The 25,331-nt window shown below is 54.5% G+C and carries 19 protein-coding genes; 12 read left to right on the top strand and 7 right to left on the bottom strand.

Annotated features, from left to right (window positions below; all coding sequences use genetic code 11):
- The first annotated feature begins 5 nt into the window (after positions 1–5).
- Positions 6–572, top strand: a complete 567-nt coding sequence (locus HNV11_RS15540; RefSeq protein ID WP_171740539.1) for a pentapeptide repeat-containing protein — start codon at positions 6–8, stop codon at positions 570–572.
- Between the two features lie 8 nt (positions 573–580).
- On the opposite strand, the gene HNV11_RS15535 is transcribed toward HNV11_RS15540, so the two are convergent.
- On the bottom strand, positions 581–1,108 hold the full coding sequence (locus tag HNV11_RS15535) for a DUF2306 domain-containing protein (RefSeq protein ID WP_171740538.1): 528 nt from the start codon (positions 1,106–1,108) through the stop codon (positions 581–583).
- A 117-nt stretch (positions 1,109–1,225) separates the two neighbouring features.
- Entirely contained in the window at positions 1,226–1,528 is a 303-nt protein-coding gene (locus tag HNV11_RS15530) for a 2TM domain-containing protein (RefSeq protein WP_171740537.1), read from the bottom strand.
- 131 nt (positions 1,529–1,659) lie between these two features.
- Between HNV11_RS15530 and HNV11_RS15525 the strand changes: the two genes are divergently transcribed.
- From HNV11_RS15525 to HNV11_RS15495, 7 genes are all read left to right on the top strand, one after another.
- A complete protein-coding gene (locus tag HNV11_RS15525; protein WP_171740536.1) occupies positions 1,660–3,366 on the top strand; it encodes a helix-hairpin-helix domain-containing protein in 1,707 nt (568 codons plus the stop codon).
- 129 nt (positions 3,367–3,495) lie between these two features.
- The gene (locus tag HNV11_RS15520; protein WP_171740535.1) at positions 3,496–5,895 is read left to right on the top strand and encodes a TonB-dependent receptor; all 2,400 of its coding nucleotides are present in this window, start codon (positions 3,496–3,498) and stop codon (positions 5,893–5,895) included.
- Positions 5,895–6,965, top strand: a complete 1,071-nt coding sequence (locus HNV11_RS15515) for a DUF4249 domain-containing protein (RefSeq protein WP_171740534.1) — start codon at positions 5,895–5,897, stop codon at positions 6,963–6,965. Before HNV11_RS15520 ends, HNV11_RS15515 begins: the two co-directional genes overlap by 1 nt.
- A gap of 53 nt (positions 6,966–7,018) precedes the next feature.
- Positions 7,019–8,017 (top strand): glycosyltransferase family 9 protein, encoded by a 999-nt coding sequence (locus HNV11_RS15510; protein WP_171740533.1) that lies wholly within the window; start codon positions 7,019–7,021, stop codon positions 8,015–8,017.
- Between the two features lie 75 nt (positions 8,018–8,092).
- On the top strand, positions 8,093–9,370 hold the full coding sequence (locus tag HNV11_RS15505; protein WP_171740532.1) for an McrC family protein: 1,278 nt from the start codon (positions 8,093–8,095) through the stop codon (positions 9,368–9,370).
- A 48-nt stretch (positions 9,371–9,418) separates the two neighbouring features.
- Positions 9,419–10,735: a gluconate:H+ symporter gene (locus HNV11_RS15500; protein ID WP_171740531.1), complete on the top strand. Its 1,317-nt coding sequence runs from the start codon at positions 9,419–9,421 to the stop codon at positions 10,733–10,735.
- A 35-nt stretch (positions 10,736–10,770) separates the two neighbouring features.
- Complete coding sequence (locus HNV11_RS15495) at positions 10,771–11,445, top strand: SGNH/GDSL hydrolase family protein (RefSeq protein ID WP_171740530.1); 675 nt, start codon at positions 10,771–10,773, stop codon at positions 11,443–11,445.
- Between the two features lie 44 nt (positions 11,446–11,489).
- Here HNV11_RS15495 and HNV11_RS15490 read toward each other — a convergent pair whose 3' ends face one another.
- Complete coding sequence (locus tag HNV11_RS15490; RefSeq protein WP_171740529.1) at positions 11,490–12,362, bottom strand: lysophospholipid acyltransferase family protein; 873 nt, start codon at positions 12,360–12,362, stop codon at positions 11,490–11,492.
- 131 nt (positions 12,363–12,493) lie between these two features.
- Here HNV11_RS15490 and HNV11_RS15485 point away from each other — a divergent pair, with 131 nt between their 5' ends.
- Positions 12,494–13,147: a WbqC family protein gene (locus HNV11_RS15485; protein ID WP_171740528.1), complete on the top strand. Its 654-nt coding sequence runs from the start codon at positions 12,494–12,496 to the stop codon at positions 13,145–13,147.
- Positions 13,148–13,209: 62 nt separating this feature from the next.
- Positions 13,210–15,741 (top strand): ATP-dependent Clp protease ATP-binding subunit, encoded by a 2,532-nt coding sequence (locus HNV11_RS15480; RefSeq protein ID WP_171740527.1) that lies wholly within the window; start codon positions 13,210–13,212, stop codon positions 15,739–15,741.
- A gap of 86 nt (positions 15,742–15,827) precedes the next feature.
- Here HNV11_RS15480 and HNV11_RS15475 read toward each other — a convergent pair whose 3' ends face one another.
- The 4 genes from HNV11_RS15475 to HNV11_RS15460 all read right to left on the bottom strand — a co-directional run bounded on the left by HNV11_RS15475 (position 15,828) and on the right by HNV11_RS15460 (position 22,206).
- Positions 15,828–17,582: a GMC oxidoreductase gene (locus tag HNV11_RS15475; protein ID WP_171740526.1), complete on the bottom strand. Its 1,755-nt coding sequence runs from the start codon at positions 17,580–17,582 to the stop codon at positions 15,828–15,830.
- Between the two features lie 185 nt (positions 17,583–17,767).
- Complete coding sequence (locus tag HNV11_RS15470) at positions 17,768–20,317, bottom strand: FdhF/YdeP family oxidoreductase (RefSeq protein WP_171740525.1); 2,550 nt, start codon at positions 20,315–20,317, stop codon at positions 17,768–17,770.
- Between the two features lie 123 nt (positions 20,318–20,440).
- Positions 20,441–21,310 carry a formate dehydrogenase accessory sulfurtransferase FdhD gene (gene fdhD, locus HNV11_RS15465; RefSeq protein ID WP_171740524.1) on the bottom strand — a complete coding sequence of 290 codons (870 nt, stop codon included), beginning with the start codon at positions 21,308–21,310 and terminating at the stop codon, positions 20,441–20,443.
- Between the two features lie 149 nt (positions 21,311–21,459).
- Positions 21,460–22,206, bottom strand: a complete 747-nt coding sequence (locus HNV11_RS15460) for a phosphatidylinositol-specific phospholipase C/glycerophosphodiester phosphodiesterase family protein (RefSeq protein ID WP_171740523.1) — start codon at positions 22,204–22,206, stop codon at positions 21,460–21,462.
- A 148-nt stretch (positions 22,207–22,354) separates the two neighbouring features.
- Between HNV11_RS15460 and fabG the strand changes: the two genes are divergently transcribed.
- A complete protein-coding gene (gene fabG, locus HNV11_RS15455; protein ID WP_171740522.1) occupies positions 22,355–23,101 on the top strand; it encodes a 3-oxoacyl-[acyl-carrier-protein] reductase in 747 nt (248 codons plus the stop codon).
- An 84-nt stretch (positions 23,102–23,185) separates the two neighbouring features.
- Positions 23,186–25,321, top strand: coding sequence for a VWA domain-containing protein (locus HNV11_RS15450; protein WP_240163472.1), 2,136 nt, complete (start codon positions 23,186–23,188; stop codon positions 25,319–25,321).
- Positions 25,322–25,331 lie beyond the last annotated feature (10 nt).

Here is a 25,331-nt window from a genome sequence, read left to right as displayed (position 1 = left end):
AACGCATGGAATATTACAGGCAGGTCTTCAGTTCGTCGGGCGAGCCGGTGGCGTCGTGGCACGGTCACGCCTTTGAACAATGCCAGTTCCGGAAACTGGATCTGACGCGAACGGCTTTGACCGGATCGAGTTTCGTGGACTGTCGTTTCGAGGATTGCAACTTAACGGGCGTAGAGCTGAAAAATACCAAACTCTACGATGTTCAGTTTACGGCCTGCCGGCTGCTTCATGTCGATTTTGGCGTTTGTGATGCTTTTGGCTTTCATACGAATTTTCAGGACTGCCAACTGGACTACACCGTTTTTCTGAATCGAAAGCTCCGGAAAGCTAACTTTACGGACTGCTCACTTAAGGAAGCGCACTTTCTGAAATGTGACCTGACCGCGACGGTGTTCAAAAACTGCAACCTGGAGCTGGCTCGGTTTGAAGACAACAACCTGACGCAGGTCGACTTCGCAACCTCGTATAACCTGACAATCGATCCGGACGATAATAAGGTGAAAAAGGCCCGGTTCTCGCTGTACAGCTTACCCGGTCTGTTGACAAAATATGACCTGGTCGTAATGCAGTAATCACCGTATTATCTCGATTGCTGGCTTCTGTAATTAGCCAGTGACGCTCGCAGGCTCAGGGATTGAGGATTGGGCGGGAATGTCCAGTGCCGGTACAGTAATATGGCACCCAGCACAAAAACAACGTTGGCTGACCCCATCGTGACCCACCAGAAATAAGCCGGGGAAAAAAATCGGTACGTACTTTCCACTACGAAGGCTGCATAAAGCCCCGTTACCGACGCGCCCATCCCGACGTAATGCCACCGCAGCCAGGCTGGCCACACAGTCCGCAACCCAATCGGAACCATGCCGACCAGCAGGGCTACGACGCTGCCGACGGCGCCCCAGTGAATAACGCCGAACCGCCCAAACAGGTAGTAAATCTGGAAAGCTGTCAGCAGCAGAACCATCATGCTGACGACATAGATACGCCCCGTGCGCCGGTGGCTGAGCGTTCCTTTACGCGTCAGTAAAACGGCGGTTCCCGTTATCATGGCCGTCAGCGCAGCGATCAGATGAACAACGCTAACGGGTGAATGCAAAATGGTATTCATGCCCGAAACCGGCCAGGTTTGCTATCTGCTGTAAATGAACGCGGCCTATTCGGTTGACGTTCTGTTCGCGAAAGTGTTGCATTAAGGGAGCGTACGGCCCCAACAGCAAGCTCTGCTTTAGCGTTGATTGATCAGTTTCTGGTACTCCTGTTCAATCATGCTTTTCTCATTGCCGGACCGATAAACGCCGAAATAGTGCGACGTTAAGCCGATGCCCCAGCCAAGGGTAGCAAACAACGGCCAGGGGAACAGCGTCCGGCTCGCGTCACGAAAGATAAAAAACGACGTAAAGGCCCAGATCAGCCATAAACCCGCATTGATCAACAGGTAAGTGCGCAGATGCATCTTAAAGCCAACGTGGGCTTTGGCCTGTTTCCAGAGATACGGATCACGTTCGGAGGTAAGCGATGAGTTTTGCATGTTATTAGTGCAATGAAGCCGTTTCGTAAGGGTTTTTGTCTTTGATGAACTAAAGGTAATTGGCTCGATCGCCGGCTTACCATCAGATTCCGACCAATTGCCTAATTTGCAGGACAAATGTTCTTTTTTGCATGACCAATTCTGAAATCGTTGACCTGCTCGAACTGACGGGCCGGTTGATGGAACTCCACGAGTACGACACCTTCAAAACGCGGGCTTTTAGCTCGGCCGCTTTCAATTTGGACAAGTCTACCGCCGACCTGGCGAATCTGCCCGCCGAGGAGTTGATCAAACTGCCAGGGGTTGGTAAATCAGTCGCGTATAAAATCCGGGAAATTGCCGAAACTGGTCGCCTGACCGAGCTCGACGATCTGCTGGCCCAGACGCCGTCGGGCGTAATGGATATGTTCCGCATTAAGGGGTTGGGCGTGAAGAAAATCGGCACGCTCTGGCGCGAACTGGGTATTGACAACCTCAACGAACTGCAACAGGCCTGTGAAGAGGGGAGAGTAGCCCAGATCAAGGGCTTCGGCAAAGCCACTCAGGACAAGATTCTGGCGGCTCTAGAGTTTCTGCAGGAGCAGAAAGGCAAGGTTCGGATGGACAAAGCCGCTATGATTGCCAACCTGCTGCACGACGAACTGACCAGGCACTTTGAGCGGGTTGAGATCAGCGGGCAGGTGCGACGAAAGGCGCAGGAGGTGGATACGGTACAACTGCTGGTGCAGACCAGCGATCCGGTTTCCGCTATGCTGACGCTGAACGGTTTGCCATCTCTGGAGTCAGACGAACAAATTTCCTCGCCGTTTGCGTGGCGGGGACAGTTGCAGAATTTCGACGTGCAGGTTGAGTTGCTGCTTTTCCCGGCCGAGCAGATTGACCGGCAACTGTTCATTCATACGGCCGCCGAGCCCCATCTGCAGCAGGTCGGCACAGGGGGGCAGTCGCTGCTGCAGGTTGCTTATACCAGTCCCGACACAGCCGAGGAAGCCATCTACCAACGGGCTGGTCTGCCGTTCATCGTGCCCGAAATGCGGGAAGACGATTTCGCCTTTCGCTGGGCGGGCCGGTACCGGAATGACCAGCTCGTGACCTGGGATGACCTGCGAGGTACGCTCCACAACCACAGCACCTGGTCGGACGGCAAGCAGTCGGTGGCCGATATGGCCGCGTACTGTCGCGAACTGGGCCTGACGTATTTCGGTATTGCCGACCATTCGAAAACGGCTTCCTACGCCAACGGCCTCGACGCCGAGCGGGTTCGGGCGCAGCAGATAGAGATTGATCAGCTTAACGCCGGTTTCGGAGACAGCTTTCGAATCTTTAAAGGAATCGAATCCGATATCCTGAGCGACGGTTCGCTGGATTACGACAACGAGACGCTCGCTACGTTTGATTATGTCGTGGCATCGGTGCATCAGACGCTCACGATGTCGCTCGAAAAAGCCACCACCCGGCTGCTACGCGCTATTGAGAATCCATATACGACCATTCTCGGCCACCCGACCGGCCGTCTGCTGCTGGCGCGCGAAGGCTACCCAATCGATCACCGGGCCATTATCGATGCCTGTGCCCAGCATAACGTAGTCATTGAGATCAACGCCAGTCCCTACCGGCTCGACATCGACTGGCGCTGGATTAACTACGCCATGCAGCAGGGGGTGATGCTCAGTATCAACCCCGACGCTCATGATTTCGGTGGTCTGCTGGATATGCACTATGGCGTGGCGACTGGACGCAAAGGGGGATTGACGAAGGAAATGACCTTCAACGCCTTGTCCTTGGAAGAGATGACGAAATATTTGACGCAGAGACGGAGCCGGATAGGGAAGAAATAACGTATTTGTGCTTTTCTCTTTTGGCAACATTATGCTCATTCCAAGCGTAGTAGACAGCATCCGCATACCGTTGCCGGAGACAACGACGTGAATCGTCGGCCCTGAACCTTATGCTTCCTGAACCTTCTTATGCGATTCTTCTGTCTACTGGCTTTAACCGTTGGTCTGTTTAGCGGAGCGCTGGCACAACAAACTAAGCCAGCCGGTCTAACATATCCCGTTACGGGTTACGTTCGCGACGCCAGGACCGGTCGGCCAATTCAGGGCGTAAACATTGTCGTGCTGAACGTGTCGAAGGGTTACGTTACGGCCAAAGACGGCTATTTCATTGTGACCCTGCCCCCCGGCGAGTACGTGCTGAAGTTTACGCACGTAGGTTACCGGCCTACGCTGGATACAATTTCGCTCCAGAAACTGTTGCTTCGGGAAATCAAAATGCAGGACGACGCCAAGGACCTGGAAGAAGTGGTCGTAACGAGCGAAACGCCTGACCGGAACGTCCGCAAGGTTGAAATTGGCGTTTCGCAGCTGACCATCCGCAGCATCCGGCGTATTCCACCGCTGCTGGGCGAAATAGACGTCGTTCGCAGTCTGCTCCTGCTGCCGGGCGTAACGACGGTGGGTGAGGGCGCGCCGGGCTTCAACGTGCGGGGCGGCAGCGCCGATCAGAACCTGATTCTGTTCGACGACGCGCCGGTGTTTAATTCAAGCCACCTGATGGGCTTTTTCTCAGTCTTCAACCCCGATGTCGTGCGCGACGTAACGCTCAACCGGGGCGGAATCGCGGCTGCCTATGGTGGTCGGGCGTCGTCGGTGCTGGACGTGAAAATCCGGGAGCCGGATGCCGACAAATGGGGCATTAACGGCGGCATCGGGATTATTTCGAGCCGGCTGGGCGTCGAAGGGCCAATCATCAAAAACAAGCTGTCGTTTCTGGCGGCTGCGCGGGGATCGTTCAACGATTTCCTGTTCAAGCTGGCACCGCCCAACCTGCGGGGCACAAAAGCCAATTTCTATGACCTGACGGCGAAGCTCAAGTACCAGCCCAGCGAGCAGCACACCTTTACGCTGACGGGTTACGTCAGCACGGACGTGTTCAAGCTGGCGTCCGATTCGCTGTCGGGGCAGGAGATCAACGCATCGTCGACGCAGTTTAATTACCAGACCGCCAACAGCGTACTCCGCTGGAATTATTTCGTCAATAAGCAGATAAACGTGGCGACGTCGGTTATTCTGAGCCGGTACCGGGCCGACCTGTCCGCGCCCGATTCGGCCAATGCCTTCCAGCTGAAGTCGGGCGTCTGGCATCGGCAGATCAAGAGTGATCTGACCTACACGCCGAGCGAAACCCATCAGTGGCAGGCAGGCCTGAGCGTTATTGATTACCTAATTCAGCCCAATACCCGAACGGTCGGTCCGTTCTCCAACGTGTTGCCGGTCGATCTGCCCCGCGAACGAGCTTATGAACTGGCGGCTTACGTGCAGGATGAATGGAAAGTCAATACCGACGTATCGGTGCTGGCTGGTCTGCGCTACTCGACCTTGCTGAACCGCGGCCCCGCAACGGTGCGGACCTATCGGGAAAACGCCCCGCGTGAGGATGAAACGGTCGTGTCGGTTCGGGAGCACAACCGGGGTATCTATCACTCCATGGGTGGCCTGGAGCCCCGGCTGGCGGTTCGCTGGTCGCTTGGCGAAGGTAAATCCGTCAAGGCCGGCTACAGCCGACTGCGTCAGTACATCCAGCAGATTACGAATACAACAGCCGCCCTGCCTACGTCGCGCTGGCACCTGAGCGACATCTATACAAAGCCAACCATTGCCGACCAGTGGTCACTGGGCTATTTCCGCAATACGCCCAACAACGCCATTGAGGCTTCAGCGGAGGTGTATTATAAAACCATAACCAACGCCATCGACTATCGCGACGGAGCCGAGCTGCAGCTGGCGCCGATCGTTGAAACGCAGATTGTGCAGGGTCGCGGACAGGCGTATGGGTTTGAAGGTTTACTGCGGAAAAACAAAGGATACTGGACTGGCTTTGCGAGTTATACCTATGCCCGGACGTTCCTCATCATGGATAGTCCCTACACCGAAGAGCGGGTGAACAACGGGCGGGCGTATCCGGCCAACTACGATAAGCCGCATACGCTGAACGTGCTGGCCACCTACCGCCCGACCACCTGGTTTAGTATGTCGCTGAATTTTACGTACAGCACCGGCCGCCCCACGACTCAGCCGTATGCCCGCGCCCGCATCAACGGCGTCTACGTGCCGATTTACCTCAACCGGAACCAGCAACGGATTCCGGACTACCACCGGCTCGACTTTTCCATGACGTTTGAGCAGAATCCGCTGCTGAAAAAGCGCAATCAGAGTAGCTGGGTGTTTGCCATTTACAATGTTTATGCGCACAAAAACGCGTATTCGATCTTTTACCGGCTCAACAACCGGGCCGATAAAGACGCTTACAAACTGTCAATTTTCGGCACCACTTTCCCGTCGCTGACCTACAACTTCAAGTTCTGATGAAAAACCGATTGCGTTCGCTGCTTTATGGACTGGGGTTGTCAGCGACAATGTTTGCCTGCGTTACGGAGTACCAGCCGGAATCGCTCAGCATTCCGCCCTCGCTGGTTGTGGAAGGACAGATCACCGACCAGCCGGGGCCGTACACCGTCCGGCTGACGCGCACCGCCAACTACTCGATTCGCAGCATTAACCTTCTGGAGACAGGAGCTACCGTAACGATTGAAGACAATCGGGGCAACCGGGAAACCTTACGCGAGCAGTCACCGGGCGGAGTGTACGTGAGCCGAGCCAACGGCATACAGGGCGTGGCCGGGCGCAGCTACCGGATTGTTATCCAGACCAAAGCCGGCAAACGGTACGAGTCGGATGCGGAGGTGCTGCAATCGGCCCCACCCATTCAGAAGCTGTACACGGAGTATCGCAATGAACCAGTGCCGAATAGTCCCGTTCGTAAACAGAGCTGGAAGGTGTACCTGGACACCAAAGACCCCGAAACAACGGGTAATTACTACCGCTGGGAGTGGGCTCATTACGAAGCTATCAGCGTCTGCCAGAAAACGTTACCGAGGAACTCGCAGGTGTATATTGGCATCTATTGCTGTACACCCTGCTGGGATATCACCCGGTGTTTTAACTGCATTAGTGTCAGTTCTGACGCCGACGTCAACGGAAAAGCCATCAGCGGGCAGTATATTATGAGCGCCCCCTATACGTCAACGGCGCCTTACTACGTAGAAGTCCAGCAGCAGGCCATCAGTAAAGGCGCGTATGCCTTCTGGAGGAGCGTGAGCCAACTCGTTAACAGTACCGGCGGTTTGTTCGACCCGGCGCCATCCAGCGTACAGGGGAACCTGCGCTGCGTAAGCGATCCGAACGAGCTGGTGTATGGCTATTTTGGCGCTACGGGTATATCTGAGCAGTATATTTATGTGGACCGCAGCAACGGACAGGGCCTTCCTGAGACAGACTTGCCGGTCAACGTTCCGTATCCATCTACGCCAGCCTGCATCGAATGCGAGAATAGTTTGTATCGTACGCCGAATAAACCCCGCTGGTGGGTCTATTAAATGGTTTGGCACCCCGCCGTAAATAGGGTAATTTTGCAGAAATAAGGCTCAACATGACATCCCCGGCAAAAATTCTGGTACTGCGCTTTTCGTCAATCGGCGATATCGTTTTGACGACGCCGGTGGTGCGTTGTCTGAAGCAGCAGTTGCCCAATGCTGAGGTTCATTTCTGCACCAAGCGGGCGTTTCAGGCCATCGTTGAGCACAATCCGTATATCGACAAATGCCATTATCTGGACGATAGCCTGTGGACGCTCCTGCGTCAGCTCCGCGCCGAGCGGTACGACTACATTATCGACCTGCACCACAACCTGCGTACGAGCCTGATTAAAACGGGTCTGGTGGGCGTCCGGTCGTATAGTTTCGATAAACTCAACCTGCGCAAGTGGTTTTATGTCCGCTGGAAAGTAAACGTCATGCCGAATCAGCACATCGTTGACCGCTACATGGCAGCGGTGCGGCCACTGGGGGTTGAAAATGACGAGCAGGGGCTGGATTACTTCATTCCATATAAGGATCAGATCGAAACGGACTGGCTGCCGGCGACCCACCGGCAGGATTACGTAGCCTTCGCCATTGGCGGGCAGCACGCAACTAAAAAACTGCCCGTTCCGCGCCTAATTGAACTCTGCCGGAAAATCAATCACCCGATTGTTCTGCTGGGCGGCAAGGAAGACCGGGCTGCTGGCGAAGCGATTGTAGAGGTCCTTGGCGAACACCTGATTTATAATGCCTGTGGGCAATATAATCTGAACCAGTCGGCGTCGCTGCTGCAGCGGGCGCGAATCGTTTTCAGCCACGACACGGGGCTGATGCACATCGCGTCGGCCCTGAAGAAAAAAGTGTATTCCATCTGGGGGAATACCACGCCCCAACTTGGCATGTACCCCTACAAAACGGCTTATGTCGTTCTCGAAAAAACGGGACTGGATTGCCGGCCCTGCTCCAAAATTGGCTTTGAAGAGTGCCCGTTAAAGCACTTCAAATGCATGAACGAGTTGCCGTTCGATTTTGAAGTAAAAGAACTGCGCAAGAAGAAAAACTTCGAATAATTTCCGAAGGCTTTTACAACGGGTTGGCCAATGGGCGAGTATGAGCCGGCCTGAGGTAACCTTCGTGATCCCATTATGCCCATCTGCATTACCGTCGCCGAAAACAGTCAGGTTGCCAGCAGCTCGCCAGATCTGCCGGAGGGCGTAGTCGGGTTGCCGGACACGACGTTCCAGGCGCTTCGACGGGTAGCCTTCAACGGAGAGGGCGCCGACAGTCTACTGCATTTTTTTGTGCAGAAAGGGCGCGAGTATATCCGCTTTCAGAATTACGTGGGTCTGCTGGCCTTGCCCGATGGCACTCAGATTGAGATTCTGCCTAAGATTCAGAGCGACCTGGACGCCCGGTCTACGATGCTGACCATGCTCCGATACCTGCGGCACAGCCCCTTCCGCACCCTGACTCCCGCCCACACGCAGGCTGCGCACCTGCCACTCTGGGAAGTGTTTATTACGGCTTTTGTTGATTCCGTTGAATCACTCGTCCGGCAGGGAATCCGGCGTGCCTACGTAGGTGTTGAGCGTAACGAACGCTTCTGGAAAGGGCGGTTTCAGGCCACCCGCCAGCAGCGCGAAAACGGGCAGCATGCCGAGCGGCTGGCCGTGGCGTTTGACTGGCTCACGGCCGATGTGCCGCCGAATCGAATCCTGAAAACAGCCTTGCTGCACCTGAGCAGTCGGTCGATCAGCGCACCAGTGCAGCGACGCATCCGTCGACTGCTGCAGGCGCTGGACGATGTTCCCATTTCGGATTCGCTGGCTGATGATCTTCGGGCTAGCCAGCGGGTCAACCGCCTGTTCAATTCCTATGAACCCGCTTTGCGCTGGGCCGTGGCTCTGCTGCAGGGTCGGGCTTTTGGCGTGAAAATCGGCTCTGTAATGGATATATCCCTGCTCGTACCCATGGGGCGGGTGTTTGAGGATTTTGTCGCGCACGGCATTCGGACGTACTGGCCCGAAACTGGCGCCGTAACAGTGCAGGAAGCATCGGCGCATCTGGTCGATCAGCACGTTGGCACACCAAAGTTCAGGCTCCGCCCCGATATTCTGATCCGGCAGGGTGACCGAACGCTGGTGCTGGATACCAAATGGAAGCGCATTGACGGCCATGACCGCACAGGAAATTACGGCATCGAACAGGCCGACTTGTATCAACTGTATGCGTACGGCAAAAAATACGCAGCCAGCGATCTGTTTCTGGTTTATCCAGCTAACGAAACCTTCCGGCATCCCCTGGCGGTATTTGGCTACGATGCTTCAACCCGCCTGCACGTTGTGCCGTTCAATGTGGCGTCCCCACTGGTAAATGAAGTAGAAAAGCTGGCGCGTTACGCTTTATCGGTTCAGGACGCGTAATTTGGGCCCGATAGCCCCTTCCGCTGTCTGATAAATCCCTCCGTCTTTATGCCCCTTGTTCTTACCCTGATTGGTATCCTTACCCTGGTCGTTCTGGTTGCCTTTGTTCGGTTAGATACGTTCATCTCCTTTGTCATTGTTTCCCTCGGTATTGGACTGGCCGCGGGTATGGACGTGGGCGCCGTTGGAAAATCCATTCAGACCGGTATCGGCGGTACGCTGGGCGAACTGGTGCTGATCATTGGGTTTGGAGCCATGCTCGGCCGGCTGGTAGCCGAAAGCGGAGCCGCCCGGCGTATCACCAATGTCCTGATTGGCTGGTTCGGAATCAAAAATATCCGCTGGGGGCTGGCAGTGGCTGGTTTCGTTATTGGGATTCCGCTGTTCTACAACGCCGGTTTCATTATTGTTGTCCCATTGATTTTTACCATTGCGGCCTCATCGGGACTACCGCTAATGTCCGTCGCAGTTCCCATGCTGTCGGCCCTTTCGGTAGCTCACGGTTACCTGCCTCCGCATCCGTCTCCGTCGGCCGTTGCGGGCCAGCTGAACGCCAACATTGGCCAGACATTGATTTACGGCATTATCGTTGCCATTCCCGCCATTGTCATTGCCGGACCGCTCTTTGGCCGAACGCTCGTACACGTAAAGGCAACACCGAACCGAGAACTGTTCAACATTCGGGAAGTCCCGGACCATAACCTGCCGAGTGCGGGCATCAGTTTTTTTGTGGCTTTGCTGCCCGTTCTGCTGCTGACCACTTTCGGACCGCTGAAAAGCGTATTCCCCGATGGATCGCCCCTGAATACCCTTATCACGCTGCTGGCAGAGCCGTATATCGGTATGCTGCTGTCGGTGCTGACGGCGGTGTATACACTGGGCATCCGGCGCGGCCAATCCATTAAAGCCGTTACGAAAGATCTTGAAGAAGCCGTGAAGGCTATTGCGCCGATTCTGCTGGTCATTGCCGGGGCCGGGGCGCTGAAGCAGATTTTCACCGACAGCGGGACCAGCAAATACATTGGAAGCCTGCTGGCCGATGCGGCCATTCCGCCCCTGGTATTGGCCTGGGGAATTGCGGCCTTTATCCGGATATGCGTGGGTTCGGCGACCGTTGCGGGGCTGACCACATCCGGTATTCTTGGTCCGCTGATTCAGAGCCAGCCGATCAAGCCCGAACTGATGGTACTGGCCATTGGCTCCGGCAGTTTGATGTTTTCGCACATCAATGATGGTGGCTTCTGGCTTTTCAAGGAATATTTCAACCTGACTATTGGGCAAACCATCCGGACGTGGTCGCTTATGGAAACCATCGTATCCATTATTGGCCTGTTAGGGGTGCTGGCGCTGAATCTGGTCGTATAATCTTACGTAAAATTGTGTTTGTTTCTTTACTGACTATGACAACGTTTTTTCGAATTTCTGCAATTGTGCTAATGGCTGGTCTGCTGGCTATGACCGCGGCTAAACCTACCCGGGTCGTCTTCTTTGGTGATTCAATTACCCAGGCTGGAGTTAATCCCGGCGGGTATATCGACCGGCTGAAAAAAATGCTGCCTTCCGATCAGTTCGAACTGATTGGCGCGGGTATCGGCGGCAACAAAATCTACGATCTGTATCTGCGCATGGAGGAGGACGTCCTGGCCAAACAGCCGGATGTGGTGGTAGTCTGGGTCGGCGTTAATGACGTATGGCACAAAAGCAGCTACGGGACCGGCACGGACCCCGATAAATTCGTAAAGTTCTATGAAGCAGTAGTCAAAAAATTACAGGCTGCCAACGCCCGCGTGATCCTGTGCACGCCCGCAGCCATCGGGGAAAAAACGGATTTCACCAATCAGCAGGACGGTGATCTGAATCTGTATAGTCAGCTTATCCGCGACCTGGCGGCTCGTCGGAATCTGCCGCTGGTCGATCTGCGCAAGGCAGTGCTGGAGTATAACCTGAAGAGTAACCCCGAAAATAAAGACCGGGGTATTCTAACGACCGACCGGGTGCATCTTAACGAGGCCGGCAACCAGTTTGTCGCCGAGCAGATGCAGAAGGTGTTAACGACGGTTGTCGCCACTAAGTAATCGGTTTTGTAGTGCCGTAAAGTCATAGAGGTGAAACGGACGCGTTACGTCAGTTTTACCTCTATTTTGCTGTATTTACCCCGCCAGTGTTTCCAGCGCTTATGCGACCAGAGCCAGTCGGAGGGGTGCTTTCGGATGGTTTCCTCCAGCTGATCGCGGTAACGTTCCAGGATGGTGCCGGGGGGCAGATCGGTATAGGGTGGCTCGCCGATGAGGGTAAAGCGAACTTCATAATAGCCCCGACGCACGCGCGTCAGTTCCGTATAAAAAACGGGCAGGCTCCGGCTCCGGGCCAGCCGTTCCGTACCCGGATAGAAGGGCGTATCGCGGTGAAGGAAGTCGGTCCAGTAAGCCTGTTCCGGAACGTCGGGTACCTGATCGGCCACGAGCGCGATAATCCGCGGAACGTTTTTCTGAGCCGCCATCCGGCGGGGCAGCGTATGCATGGGTACGGGCACCGCACCGAAATGAGCACGTACGGCGCGCATGAGTTCTTCAAAAAACGGGCTGTTCAGCGGTTTATAGATACTATCGGTGGGCATTTCGTTCAGAACTGACGCCGAGGGAATCCATTCCCAGTTGCTCTGGTGCGACGCCATGCCAATCACGGCCTGACCAGCCCGCAGGCGGTCCTTAACCAGTTCGGGGTTTGTAAACTGCACCCGGCGACGAAGGGTATCGGGCGATAGGGCGGGCATCTTGATGGTTTCAACGACCAGATCGGTGAGATTCCGGTAAAACCCTTTGGCAATCAGTTGAATTTCGTGCGCAGACTTCTCGGGGAAAGACAGCCGGAGGTTTTCAAAAACCACCCGTCGCCGGTATCGTACGACGTAAAGCAACAAAAAGTGCAAGAAGTCAGAGAGTCCGTACAGAAATCCAAGCGGTAGACGGGACAGCAAACGAAAAAATATCATTCGGCGACTAACGGATGAGCACTGGATAAAATCAACGTTTTATCCAATGATACCCTTAAATTAAAAATTTAAAAAATCAGACGGTGGTATTAATTTTTTGCGTTACTTGGTAGCAGATACAATTGCTGTTATTGGAAAAGTACCAACTGCTACCTCAACCAGCCGAATTACTTATTGAACTTCATTATCTGCCCTGTCTGGATTACGTGTCGGGGCTGATGCAGTACGATCAGGTTTGGCTGGAGGCCCGGGAGCATTACCAGAAGCAAAGTTACAGAAATCGGTGCTATGTCCTGACGGCAAATAAAGTGGATAGTTTAACGGTGCCAGTGCAGCAGGGGACGCACCATCTGCCAATTCAGGAACTTCGGGTCGACAACGGTCAGCCCTGGCAGGTGCACCACTGGCGAACGCTGCGGACGGCTTACGGTAAGGCTCCTTTTTTTGAGTACTATGCACCTGAACTGGAGCCCGTGTACAGCAGGAACTGGACCTTCCTGTTTGATTTGAACTACGAACTTCTGACAATTTGTCTTAAGTTACTGGGGTTAGCACCCCGGGTTAACCTGACAGATTGGTATGATAAAACGCCACCGGATGGCTTATTGGACGCCCGGTCGGGTATAAATCCGCGAAACAGGACGAAATCGTATATATTTCATTGCCCAGTCCCTTATTTGCAAAATTTTGGCCTTGAATTTGTACAAAACCTTAGTATTATAGACCTATTGTTTTGCCAGGGACCAGCCGCAAAAGATGTATTGAAGGCTGGCCTGCGGAAGTGAACAAATACCTAAAACTCTTCGTTAAGCCAGTATACGCTTACCTAAGGAGACCCCCAAAGCGAATGGAAGCAAAATTCTCAAACCGCGTTAAGGAAGTTATCTCGCTCAGCCGGGAAGAAGCCTTACGCTTAGGCCACGACTACATCGGCACGGAACATCTGTTGCTGGGTATGATTCGTGAGGGTGAGGGTGTGGCGGTCGGGCTGCTCAAGAAACTGGGTATCTCGCTCGACGAGCTACGGGTCACCATTGAACAGGCAACGAAAGGCACGGCGACCAACAACGTTAAGAATCTGGCGAATATTCCGCTGACCCGTCAGTCGGAGAAAACGCTCAAGATCACGTATCTGGAAGCCAAGATTTTCAAAAGCCCGCTCATTGGCACCGAGCACCTTCTCTTATCGATTCTGCGCGATGAAGACAATGTCGCCACGCAGATTCTGAATAAGTTTAATGTTAACTACGAAGTCATTAAGGAGATGCTGGAATATCAATCTTCGGGGAGCCGTCCGGTGATGGGACCCGAAACCGACGATGACGACAACGATCGGGGTATGTTCGGCGGCAGCGGCAGCTCCAGCTCGGGTAAAGATCCGAAAGGCTCTGAAAAATCGCGTACGCCGGTGCTGGATAACTTCGGCCGTGATCTGACCAAACTTGCTGAGGTTGGTAAACTCGATCCCATCGTTGGTCGCGAAAAAGAAATTGAACGCGTTGCTCAGATTCTGAGCCGCCGGAAAAAGAACAACCCGATCCTGATTGGTGAGCCGGGCGTTGGTAAGACGGCAATTGCGGAAGGTCTTGCCCTGCGCATTGTGCAGAAGAAAGTATCACGGGTTCTGTTTGGCAAGCGCGTTGTTACCCTTGATTTGGCGTCACTGGTGGCAGGAACCAAATATCGGGGACAGTTTGAAGAGCGAATGAAGGCCGTTATGAACGAGCTGGAAAAGTCGCCGGAAGTGATTCTGTTCATTGACGAGCTGCACACCATTGTTGGCGCAGGCGGTGCGTCGGGTTCGCTGGACGCGTCGAATATGTTCAAGCCAGCCTTGGCCCGTGGCGACATTCAATGCATTGGCGCAACTACGCTGGATGAATATCGTCAGTACATCGAGAAAGACGGCGCTCTGGCCCGTCGTTTCCAGATGGTCATGGTCGACGCTACGTCAATCGACGAGACGATTGAAATTCTGAATAACATCAAGGACAAGTACGAAGATCACCACCACGTAAACTATACCCCGGAAGCTATTGAGGCTGCCGTGAAGTTATCGGAACGGTATATCTCGGACCGGTTCCTGCCTGACAAAGCTATTGACGTGCTTGATGAAGTGGGCGCCCGCGTTCACATCTCGAATATCACGGTTCCCGAAGATATTCTGAAGCTTGAAGAGCAGATCGAGAATATCAAGAAGGAAAAGAACCAGGTTGTCAAGAGCCAGAAATACGAAGAAGCGGCTCAGCTCCGCGACAAGGAAAAGCGGCTGATCGACCAGCTCGACCGCGCCAAGCTGGCCTGGGAAGAAGACACCAAGAAGCGTCGTTATACGGTCAACGAAGAAAGCGTGGCCGAAGTGGTAGCGATGATGACGGGTATCCCGGTCACGAGCGTATCGAACGACGAAGGCAAGAAACTCGTCAACATGGGCGAGGAACTGAAAGGCCGCGTCATTGGTCAGCAGTCGGCCATCGATAAACTGGTGAAAGCGATCCAGCGCACGCGTGTTGGTTTGAAAGATCCAAAGAAGCCGATTGGCTCGTTCATCTTTCTCGGCCCGACGGGCGTGGGTAAGACGGAACTGGCGAAAGTGCTGGCTTCTTATCTCTTCGACAAGGACGACGCCCTGGTTCGGATTGATATGTCGGAGTACATGGAGAAATTCAGCGTCAGCCGGCTGGTTGGTGCTCCTCCGGGCTACGTCGGTTACGAGGAAGGCGGTCAGCTGACCGAGAAGATTCGCCGGAAGCCTTACAGCGTCGTGCTGCTCGATGAGATCGAGAAAGCGCACCCGGATGTCTTCAATATCCTGTTGCAGGTGCTCGACGATGGTATCCTGACTGATGGTCTGGGTCGTCGGGTGGATTTCCGCAACACGATCATTATCATGACCTCGAATATCGGGGTACGTGACCTGAAAGACTTCGGTGCGGGTATCGGCTTTGCAACCCGCAAGTCGGCTGAGAGTCAGGATGAGCTGATGAAGAACACGATCCAAAGCGCCCTGCGGAAAGCGTTCTCGCCGGAATTTCTGAATCGTCTGGACGATGTGATTGTGTTCAACTCGCTGCAGCGTGAAGACATCCACAAGATCATTGACCTGATGCTGGGCAAACTGCTTGGTCGCGTAACGAACTTGGGCTACACCGTTGAACTGACCGAGAAGGCGAAAGACTTTCTGTCGGAGAAAGGGTATGACCCGCAGTACGGTGCCCGTCCGCTGAGCCGCGCAATCCAGCGCTACCTGGAAGATCCCGTTGCGGAAGAGATTCTGAAAGGGGAACTGAAAGAAGGTGATGTAATTATGGCCGATTATCCCGGTGAAGGTGAAACTCTGATCATTACGGTTAAGAAACCCGAAGCCGTTGTCGAGTAAGCTTCAAGCGATTCATATAAAAGCCGCCTGACTGCAAAGTCAGGCGGCTTTCTTTTTTAGGTTAGGGTGGAGAAACAGGAAAAGCCTTAAATGTTCTTTTGCTTGACCTGATCAATCAGATACTCCGTAGTCCGCATGGATGCGGCCAGAATGGTCCAGGTTACGTTTTTGTCGCCTTGCGAAACGAACGGGGCGGCATCCACCACAAATAGGTTCTTGACGTCGTGGGCCTGCTGGTACTTGTTCAGAGCCGACTTCTGAGGATCATTTCCCATACGTACCGTTCCAACCTCGTGGATGATTCGTCCGGGAGCGGCCAGGCCGTAGCCATGCGCCGTATCCGGCCCCGGTTTCGACCCGAGCGGAATGCCCCCCATCGAATGGATAATCTCCTCGAAGGTATCCTGCATGTGTTTGGCCTGCTTTACTTCGTAGTCCGACCATTTGTAATGGAAGCGCAGCACCGGAATACCGTATTTATCGACAGCGTTTGGATCAATCTCACAATAGTTGCTTTCGAGCGGTACGGGTTCGCCCCGTCCCGACATGCTGACGTAAGCGCCGTAGAACCGCCGGTAATCGTCTTTCAGACTGGCGCCGTAGCCACCACCCGGTTTCTTCTTGCCGTCACGGCCGGGAATCATTCCGTTCAGGGCTTCGATGCCGCTGCCAAAGCCGTATCCTGGCATACCCATGCCACCACCGTACTCGATATGATACCCACGAGGGAAATCAAGTTTCCGGTTATCCAGCCACCAGGGCGTAAAGACGTGCATACCACCAACGCCGTCTTCGTTGTAGCGCTTCCGATCCATCAGAGCAGGTACGAAAGCTGAGCGGCTGGCACCCGTTGAGTCGTTCAGGTATTTGCCGACTACGCCACTGCTGTTAGCCAGACCGTTCGGGAAACGGGCCGATTTGGAGTTGAGCAGAATCCGGGCCGATTCGCAGGTGCTTGCGCCCAGCATAACGGCTTTAGCCCGGATGGTCACTTCCTGCAGGGTACCTTTATCGACATAGCTGACGCCCGTTGCCAGTCCGGTTTGCGGGTCGGTCAGAATCTCGCGCGCCATAGCACCGTTGATGAGCGTTACGTTGCCCGTTTTAACAGCGGGAATACACAGAACTGACGAGGCCGAGAAGTCGGCGTACGCCTGGCAGCCCCGGTTACACTGGTGGCAATAAAAGCACGACCCACGCTCCTTGTTAATTGGCTTGGTCAGAATGCTTAGGCGGGAAGGAATAACCGGAATACCAATGCTTTTGGCTCCCTTCCGAAGCATAAGCTCGTGCAGACGCGGCTTCGGCGGGGGCAGGAAGATACCGTCTGGTTCATTGGGTAGATTCTCGATTGAGCCAAAAACACCAATGAGTTTGTCGACCCGGTCGTAGTAGGGCTTCATGTCTTCATAGGTAATCGGCCAGTCGTCGCCGACGCCCGTCAGGGAGCGACGCCGGAAGTCGTCCGGGCCGAAGCGCATCGAAATGCGGCCCCAGTGGTTCGTGCGTCCGCCGAGCATCCGCGACCGGAACCAATGGAATTCGGTGTCGGATTTAGCGGAATAGGGTTCACCTTCAATGTCCCAGCCCCCCCAGGCTGCATCGAAATCACCACCCGAACGGAATTCGGTGCTGGCTCCGCGCCGGGGCGACTCCCAAGGCCATTTAAGCTGGGTAATGTATTTAGGATCAGCGGGGTCGTAGTAGCCGCCTGCTTCCAGCAAGGCTACTTTTGCACCAGCCTTGGCGAGCGTATAAGCAGCCATACCGCCCCCAGCGCCAGAGCCGACAATCACGACATCATAAACTGACGGAGCTTTCTTGAGTTGAGGAATATCCATTCGGTAAGATAAGTAAAGAGAAAATGGAAGCCGAAAAACCTATAAGTCAGCAATGGGTGAGGTTTTACTGATTGAGAGCCAAAAGTCTCTGTCAACAAAGGTAAAACAGGCACCGACTGAACCGGAACGCTCATAAAAAAGCCCCTGCCGGGTTTAGCAGAGGCTCACATACTTTATTAATCCGGTCAGGCTGCTGTGACGGTTGCAAAAGCAGGTTTCTGAGCATTTTCAGTTAGCACCGGCTCAACCGTAATGACGATAAATTTTGACGTGGGTGTATTGCTCACGTAAGCAACGCTGGCGACCGGCACAAGCGGGTTGGCTTCCGGGTAATAAGCAGCTGCATTTCCCTTCGGAATGTCATAGGGAATGGCGATAAACTTTTCCAGTTTACGCTGCTGCCCTTCAAAGTGGCTCGTGATGTCAACCAGTTGCCGCTCGACAATATTCCGATCCGCCATATCCTGCGGATTCAGAAAAATGACGCGCCGTTCGTTGTAGACGCCCCGGTAACGGTCGTTGTAATCATAAATCGTCGTATTAAACTGATCATGGCTGCGGATGGTCATCAGCACCAGTTGGTCGGGGGTAATATCGTGCATGACCATCTCGGTAACTGTAAAGTTGGCCTTGCCGTTTTCAGTTGTGAAGTTGCGTTCGCGGGGGCCATTGGGCAGATAGAAGCCACCCGGCTTCCGTATTTTTTCGTTGAACTCCTCAAAGCCGGGTACTACGCGACTGACGGCGTCGCGGATGCGGTCATAATTCTCGGTAAAGCCAACCCAGTCGGCTGTCGTACGCTGGCCGAGGGTAGCGATGGCCATGCCGGAGATAATGGCGACTTCGCTCAGCATCTCACCTTCCAGCGGCCGCAGCACGCCTTTGTTCTGACTAACGACACCCATCGAGTTTTCGCAGGACGTAAACTGATGCCCCGACTTTTGCATATCGATGTCTACATGCGTCAGACAGGGCAGAATCAGCGAGGTTTTGCCCGTAACCAGATGGCCCCGGTTGAGTTTGGTACTGATGAACACCGTGAGGTTCTGCTTCCGCATGCCTTCGGCCACGAACTCCGTATCGGGCGAGGCCGACAAAAAGTTGCCGCCTAGGCTGACGAACACTTTTAGTTTTCCCTCATACATCGCTTTGATGGTTTCGACCGTATCGAGCCCGTGCTCCCGGGGCGGATCGAAGCCAAATTCGGTTTGAAGCGCATCCAGAAATTCCTTGTGCGGACGCTCCCAGATACCCATCGTGCGGTCGCCCTGTACGTTGGAGTGCCCCCGTACCGGGCAGGTACCCGCGCCGGGCTTGCCAACGGCTCCTTTGAGCAAATGCAGATTCACGATTTCCTGAATGCTCATGACGCCGTTTTTCTGCTGCGTCAGACCCATAGCCCAGCACGTAATGATCTTCTGTTTTGGCGCAATCAGGTCGGCGGCTTCGCTGAGCTGTTCGCGCGACAGACCACTCATCTGCTCAATGTCGTCCCAGTTGGTATTCCGGATTGTTTCCAGAAAGTCTTCGTAACCGGCGGTATATTCCCCGATAAAGGCGTGATCAATGACCGTGCCCGGATTTTTTGCGTCGGCGTCCAGCAGGTGCTTCATAATCCCGCGCAGTACCGCCATGTCGCCGTTGATTTTTACCTGTAGAAACAGGTCGGCAATGGGTGTCCCCTGACCCAGTAAGGTGCCCACGGCTTTTATAGGGTTCATAAAATCCTGCGGGTTCTTGAAGTGGCTCAGGCCCGCTTCGTGCAGAGGGTTTACGGCAATGATTTTCGCACCGTTTCGCTTGGCCATCTGCAGAGCGCTCAACATCCGGGGGTGATTGGTGCCGGGGTTCTGCCCCATGATCAGAATCACCTCTGCTTCGTGGATATCGTTCAGCGTTACCGAGCCTTTACCCAGCCCCAGTGTCGGGCTGAGTGCCGAGCCGGAGCTTTCGTGGCACATATTCGAGCAGTCGGGCAGGTTATTGGTGCCAAACTCGCGCACAAACAGCTGGAACAGAAAGGCAGGTTCGTTCGGTACTTTGCCCGACGTATAAAACACGGCTTCGTCGGGAGAGGCCAGCGCGTTCAGCTCGTTGGCAACCAGTTGGAACGCATCGGGCCACGAGATAGGCGTGTAGTGCGTCGCGCCGGGACGTAACACCAGCGGATGCGTCAGGCGACCGGCGTTATTCAGGTCGCGGTCGGTCATGTGCGACAGATCAACGAGGCTGTGCTTCGCGAAAAAGTCGGGATCAGCCCGGCGGTTGTCGGCGTCCGAAGCGGTTGCCTTCGCGCCATTTTCGCAGAACTCGGCTATGGAACGGTCACCATCCGGATCGGGCCAGGCGCAGGACGAGCAGTCGAAGCCGTCTTTCTGGTTCAATTTCAACAGCGCGTGGGTTCCCCGGCCAATACCGGCTTCGCCCCACGAGAACTCCATGGATTTCAAGACCGCCGTTACGCCCGCGGCCACCGTAGCAGGCTTCCCCAGCTTCAGGCCGGTGAATACTTCGGGTGGCTGCGCCAGTACCGGATTGGTGTGTTTGGCCGCGATATTGTCGGGAGCTGGGAAGGCGCGTTTATCAGCGTCGGGCTTACCCGCCGGATCGTAGTGATCGTTGGTCGGCAGGGTTCCCTGAGCCGGTCGGTCACCACTTTGGGGCTGTTCGTTCGATGCCGACTGTTCGGCCGGGTTAACCGGTTGCTGCCTGTCCTGATTCGGAGTCTTCTCCATAAGCTTTGGGGTACTGAATAAGCGATCAGTCTAAACGATAACCGGCTGATCATCGCTACGGTTTAATTAGAATCAGCGAAATGCGCAAAAGGATTGCTGTAGCCTCGGGTAACTCGCCAGTGGTTAGACCGAGACCGATTTTATCTCGGGCAGCAAGACGCGCCCGGGGCAGGTGTAGAGGTTAAAAGAATGGTTACGCACGAAACCCAGCAGGGTCAGGCCAAATTCGCTGGCCATCTGGACGGCGAGGCTCGATGGGGCACCCACAGCCGCAACCAACGGTACGCCTGCGGCCAACGCTTTCTGGACCAGCTCAAAGCTGATTCGGCCGCTTAGAAATAGCAGGGCCTTTGACAAAGGCAGCAGGCCAGCCTGCAAAGCCGCTCCGATGACTTTATCGAGAGCGTTGTGCCGACCCACATCTTCGCGCAGTAACAGTAACTGGCCCATCGTGTCGAAGAGCGCGGCAGCGTGCAGGCCGCCTGTATGGTTAAAAATAGCCTGAGCCTCGTGCAGCTTATCCGGCAGCGTATGAACCAGGTCGGCATCGACCATAGCCTGAGCCGGGGGAAGTACCGGACAGACGCTCGTTCGCACCGCGTCGATGGACGCTTTCCCGCAAACACCACAACTTGAAGTGGTATAAAAATTACGCTCGGTTGTGTGCAGATCAACCGTTACGTCGGGTTTTAATTCAACGCGCACGATATTTTCAACAGCCTCCTGCCGCCCCAGGTCGGTGCAGTAGCGGATGGTATGAACCTGCTCTATACGTTGAATCACACCTTCGGTCAACAGAAAGCCGAGCGCCAGCTCAAAATCGTGGCCGGGCGTCCGCATCGTAACCGAAAGGCTGCGTTGCTGCCGGTCGCCTGCTTCGCCGTAGCCGAGCCGAATCTCCAGGGGCTCTTCTACCGCCAGCAAATCAACGGTTTGTCGGGCGTCTGAATCGGCCGTGATTTTATGAATAGATATTGGCGCAACGCGCTGCATACAGCTCTCAGAATAGATAAACGGCCATCCTAATCAGGGCAGCTTAGTAACGCGGGCTCTTGGCGAGCGCGTTACATATCTATCAAGAAAAGCAAGGTTATTGTTTTACGTAAGCGCTGATGAAAGGTCTATTGTCTGTCAGGCAAGTCTTATTTCAGGGCCGCCGTGGCCTCGGCGACTTTATCCGTATTGATGATGTCCACCCCTAGTTTTTTCAACTGCTTCCAGGCATTGGGTGTATCGGGAATGGCCCAGAACCGGATCGGTTTTTTGTCGTTGTGGGCCCGTTTGATCACGCGTTTCAGCTTTTCACGATCAACATCCGGAATGTCACCGTTACCGTCCCACTGGGAGTAGGAGCGAAAACTATCACTAATCAGCGCAACACGCTCAAGCGTTTCCTGATCATATACCTCGCTCGGTCGCCCGTCAAACTGAATCAGCAGCGGGTAATCCAGATACGTATCGATCTTGGGCCGGTTGCCGCTAATAATGACCTGAACCGCTTTTGGATTAGCCGCCCGGTTGAAGGAGATCAGATTTTCCTGAAGAAGTGCCAGTACTTTTGGTATTACATCGGCGGGCGAATCTTTTACATCAATGACCAGACTAAATGCGTAGTCCCGCGTCTGACTGACCCGGTCTTTGTATTGCTGAAACAAGCTGGCGATTGGTTTTATGTACAGCGAATCGAGCGTTGGGGCGTTGGCCTGGGGTTTATCGTGGGAAACTACGAGCCTGCCGTTCTGCAGCCATACGTCGGCTTCGATAAAATCGGCCCGTTGCTCATAGGCAGCCATAAACGGCCGCGGCTGGGCGTAATCGTTATGGGCGTGAATCTTCTGAGCAAGGGCAGCTGATGCGGTCAGGTACAGGACGAGGAAGATACGAAGCATAATCAAGGGCTTATTTTATGACAAAGTAATACAGCTCGGGCGCTAAACCAAACCGGAGCTATCTTGCCGTTTCGGGCCAAACCGCTATTTTTGGCCTTCTTGTTTATACGAACAGCCCATTCCGGCGGATTGGGTATTTTGCTGACCAATGGATTTACTGAAAGGAAAAGTAGCATTGATTACCGGTGCATCGCGCGGCATCGGACGGGCCATGGCTCAGAAGTTCGCCCAGGAGGGCGCAGCCGTTGCCTTCACCTATCTATCGAGCGTTGAAAAAGGGCAGGCGCTGGAAGACGAACTGCGGGCATTTGGCGGCCAGGTAAAGGGATACCGCTCAGATGCGTCGGACCATAAAGCCGCCGAAGACCTGATCAATCAGGTCGTAGCCGACTTCGGCAAGATCGATGTGTTGATCAACAACGCGGGTATTACCAAAGATGGGTTGCTGATGCGCATGACGGAAGAACAATGGGACGCCGTCATTAACGTTAATCTAAAGTCGGTCTTTAATCTCACCAAAGCGGCCATCAAACCCATGATGAAAGCCAAAGCCGGCTCAATCATCAACCTGACGTCGGTGGTCGGCATCCGGGGCAATGCGGGTCAGGCCAATTATGCGGCTTCAAAGGCAGGGATTATTGGTTTCACCAAGTCGGTGGCGCTGGAACTGGGGTCGCGTAATATTCGCTCCAATGCCATTGCACCGGGTTTTATTGAAACCGAGATGACTGGCGAAATTAATGAAAAAGCCGTTGAAGAATGGAAGCAGCAAATCCCGATGAAGCGAGGTGGTCAACCCGACGAAGTGGCTGACTGCGCTGTTTTTCTGGCTTCCGACCTTTCCCGCTACATCACCGGGCAGGTACTGCAGGTAGACGGCGGTATGCTCACTTAACCCAATGATGAATGATACGAAATGAATGCCAGCGGATGCGGGAGTCATTTATGATGTATTGTTCATCATGTATCATTAAAAAACGTGCGGTCTGACGTAATCTTTCAATCCTCGCCCTGGTGGATTCTGGTGTGCCTGCTCGTGGGAGCGGTGTATGCATTTGCCTTATATCAACCGTTGCCTCGCCTGGTAGGTGGCGCAACCGTTGGTGGCTTCGACAAACGGACAACCTACGGACTGGCCGCCCTGCGTTTTGTGGTGGTCAGTCTGCTGTGTTTTCTGCTGCTCAATCCGCTCATCCGCAGCCTGCGGACGCTGACCGAGAAGCCGAAGGTGGTGCTGGCCGTAGATAATTCGGAGTCTGTTGCAGCCGCCGGTCGGCCCGCTCTGAATCGGTCGCTGGCAGCCCTGCAGTCCATCCGGCAGCAGCTAACAGATAAGGGACTGGACGTTGCGGTGCGAACCCTCGGCGACACGGTTACCGACGCCGACCTGACTCAGATCACGTTCACCCGGCGCACGACGGATCTGTCGGGTTTGTTGTCCAGCATCCGTTCGGATTATGAAGGCCGTAACCTGACCGACGTCGTCCTGGTGTCGGATGGTATATTCAACCAGGGCCTGTCGCCAACGTTTGGACAGTATCCATTCGCCGTGCAGACGGTTGGGCTGGGCGACACTATTCCTAAAAAAGATATTCAGCTGAAAGGCGTTATCGCCAACCGGATTGCCTATCTGGGCAACCAGTTTCCGGTAAAGGCCGAGCTAGTCAGCAACGGTTTCCAGGGCCGCAGCGCAACGGTTGTCCTGCGTCAGAATGGCCGGGAACTGGGTCGGCAGTCGGTTAATTTTTCCGGAACGCCGGGCGGAAAAAGTGAAACGTTCAACCAGGTAACCTTCCAGACCACGGCAACGCAGAAAGGTGTGCAGCATTATGTCGTTGAAGTATTACCTCAGCCGGGCGAATTCAGTACCCTGAACAACCGACAGGATGTGTACCTGGACGTAATCGACGGTAAGGAGAAAGTCTTGTTGCTGGCGCTGACGCCCCACCCGGACATTAAAGCCATCCGGAGTATCCTGGAGCGGAACCAGAACTACGAACTGGATGTCCGCGTCCTGACCGGAACACCTGCCGAAGCAACACCACCGGTCGATAAGGTCTATGACCTGCTTATTCTGCACCAGGTTCCGGACAATGGGGGCGTGGGCAATGCGCTTGTTCAGAAGTATCTGGCTAAGAACACACCGGTTCTGTTTGTGCTCGGTAATCAGTCCTCAATGGGGCCGTTCAATACGTCCAACCCGGTGATGCAGGTAACGGCCCAGCCTAATCAGAGCGACAAGGTAACGGGTCTGTTCAATCCCGAATTCAAGCAGCTCAACCTCGATCCGGCCCGGCTCGAACTGCTGTCGAAACTGCCGCCGATGCTGGTGCCTTATGGCGAGTTTCGCCTGCAGCCCGGCAGCGAAGTCGTCCTCTGGCAGCAGGTTGGTTCAGTGCGGACAACCAAGCCGTTGCTGGCGCTGAACCTGACCAGTCCGCGTAAAACGGCCGTTCTGGCGGGCGAGGGACTATGGTCGTGGCGGCTGGAAGAATACGCCCTGACCGACAAGCAAGAGGTTGTGGATGAATTGATGCAGAAAGTTATTCAGTTGATTTCGGTCAAAGAAGACCGGCGTAAACTCCGGGTTTATCCCATTCGGAATGAGTTTGTCGCGGGCGAGAAGGTGATTTTTGAAACCGAACTGTATAACGACATCTATGAACGGGTCTATGATAAGCCCGTCCGGCTCGAAATCAGCGATGAAAAGGGGCTAACCCGAACGTATAACTACACACCTACGGAAGCCAACAGCCGGTTTGAGATTAGCCGTTTACCCGAAGGTGCTTACCGGTTCCGGGCGAGTGTGAACGTAAACAATCGGGCTGAACAGTCATCCGGCCAATTTGTGGTGCGTGATCTGCAACTCGAAGCACTCAACACCACGGCCGATCATGGGTTGTTGCGCCAGTTATCCCAGCAAACCGGCGGACAGTTTTACAATCCTGCCCGCGTGGACGCCCTGGTTCGGGATATTACCGCCCGACCGCGTCCCGCCCGACTGACGAGCACTGAGGAGATGAACGAAATTATCAACTGGCGGTGGCTATTCTTCGTCGTTCTGGCTCTGGCCGCGGTAGAATGGGGGCTTCGCAAATTCTATGGAGGATATTGAGAAAGCTGAC

The sequence above is a fragment of the Spirosoma taeanense genome (genome assembly GCF_013127955.1).
Taxonomy (GTDB): domain Bacteria; phylum Bacteroidota; class Bacteroidia; order Cytophagales; family Spirosomataceae; genus Spirosoma; species Spirosoma taeanense.
Note: the sequence above shows the minus strand (reverse complement) of the source record. Positions and strands in the feature narration are given on the sequence as shown.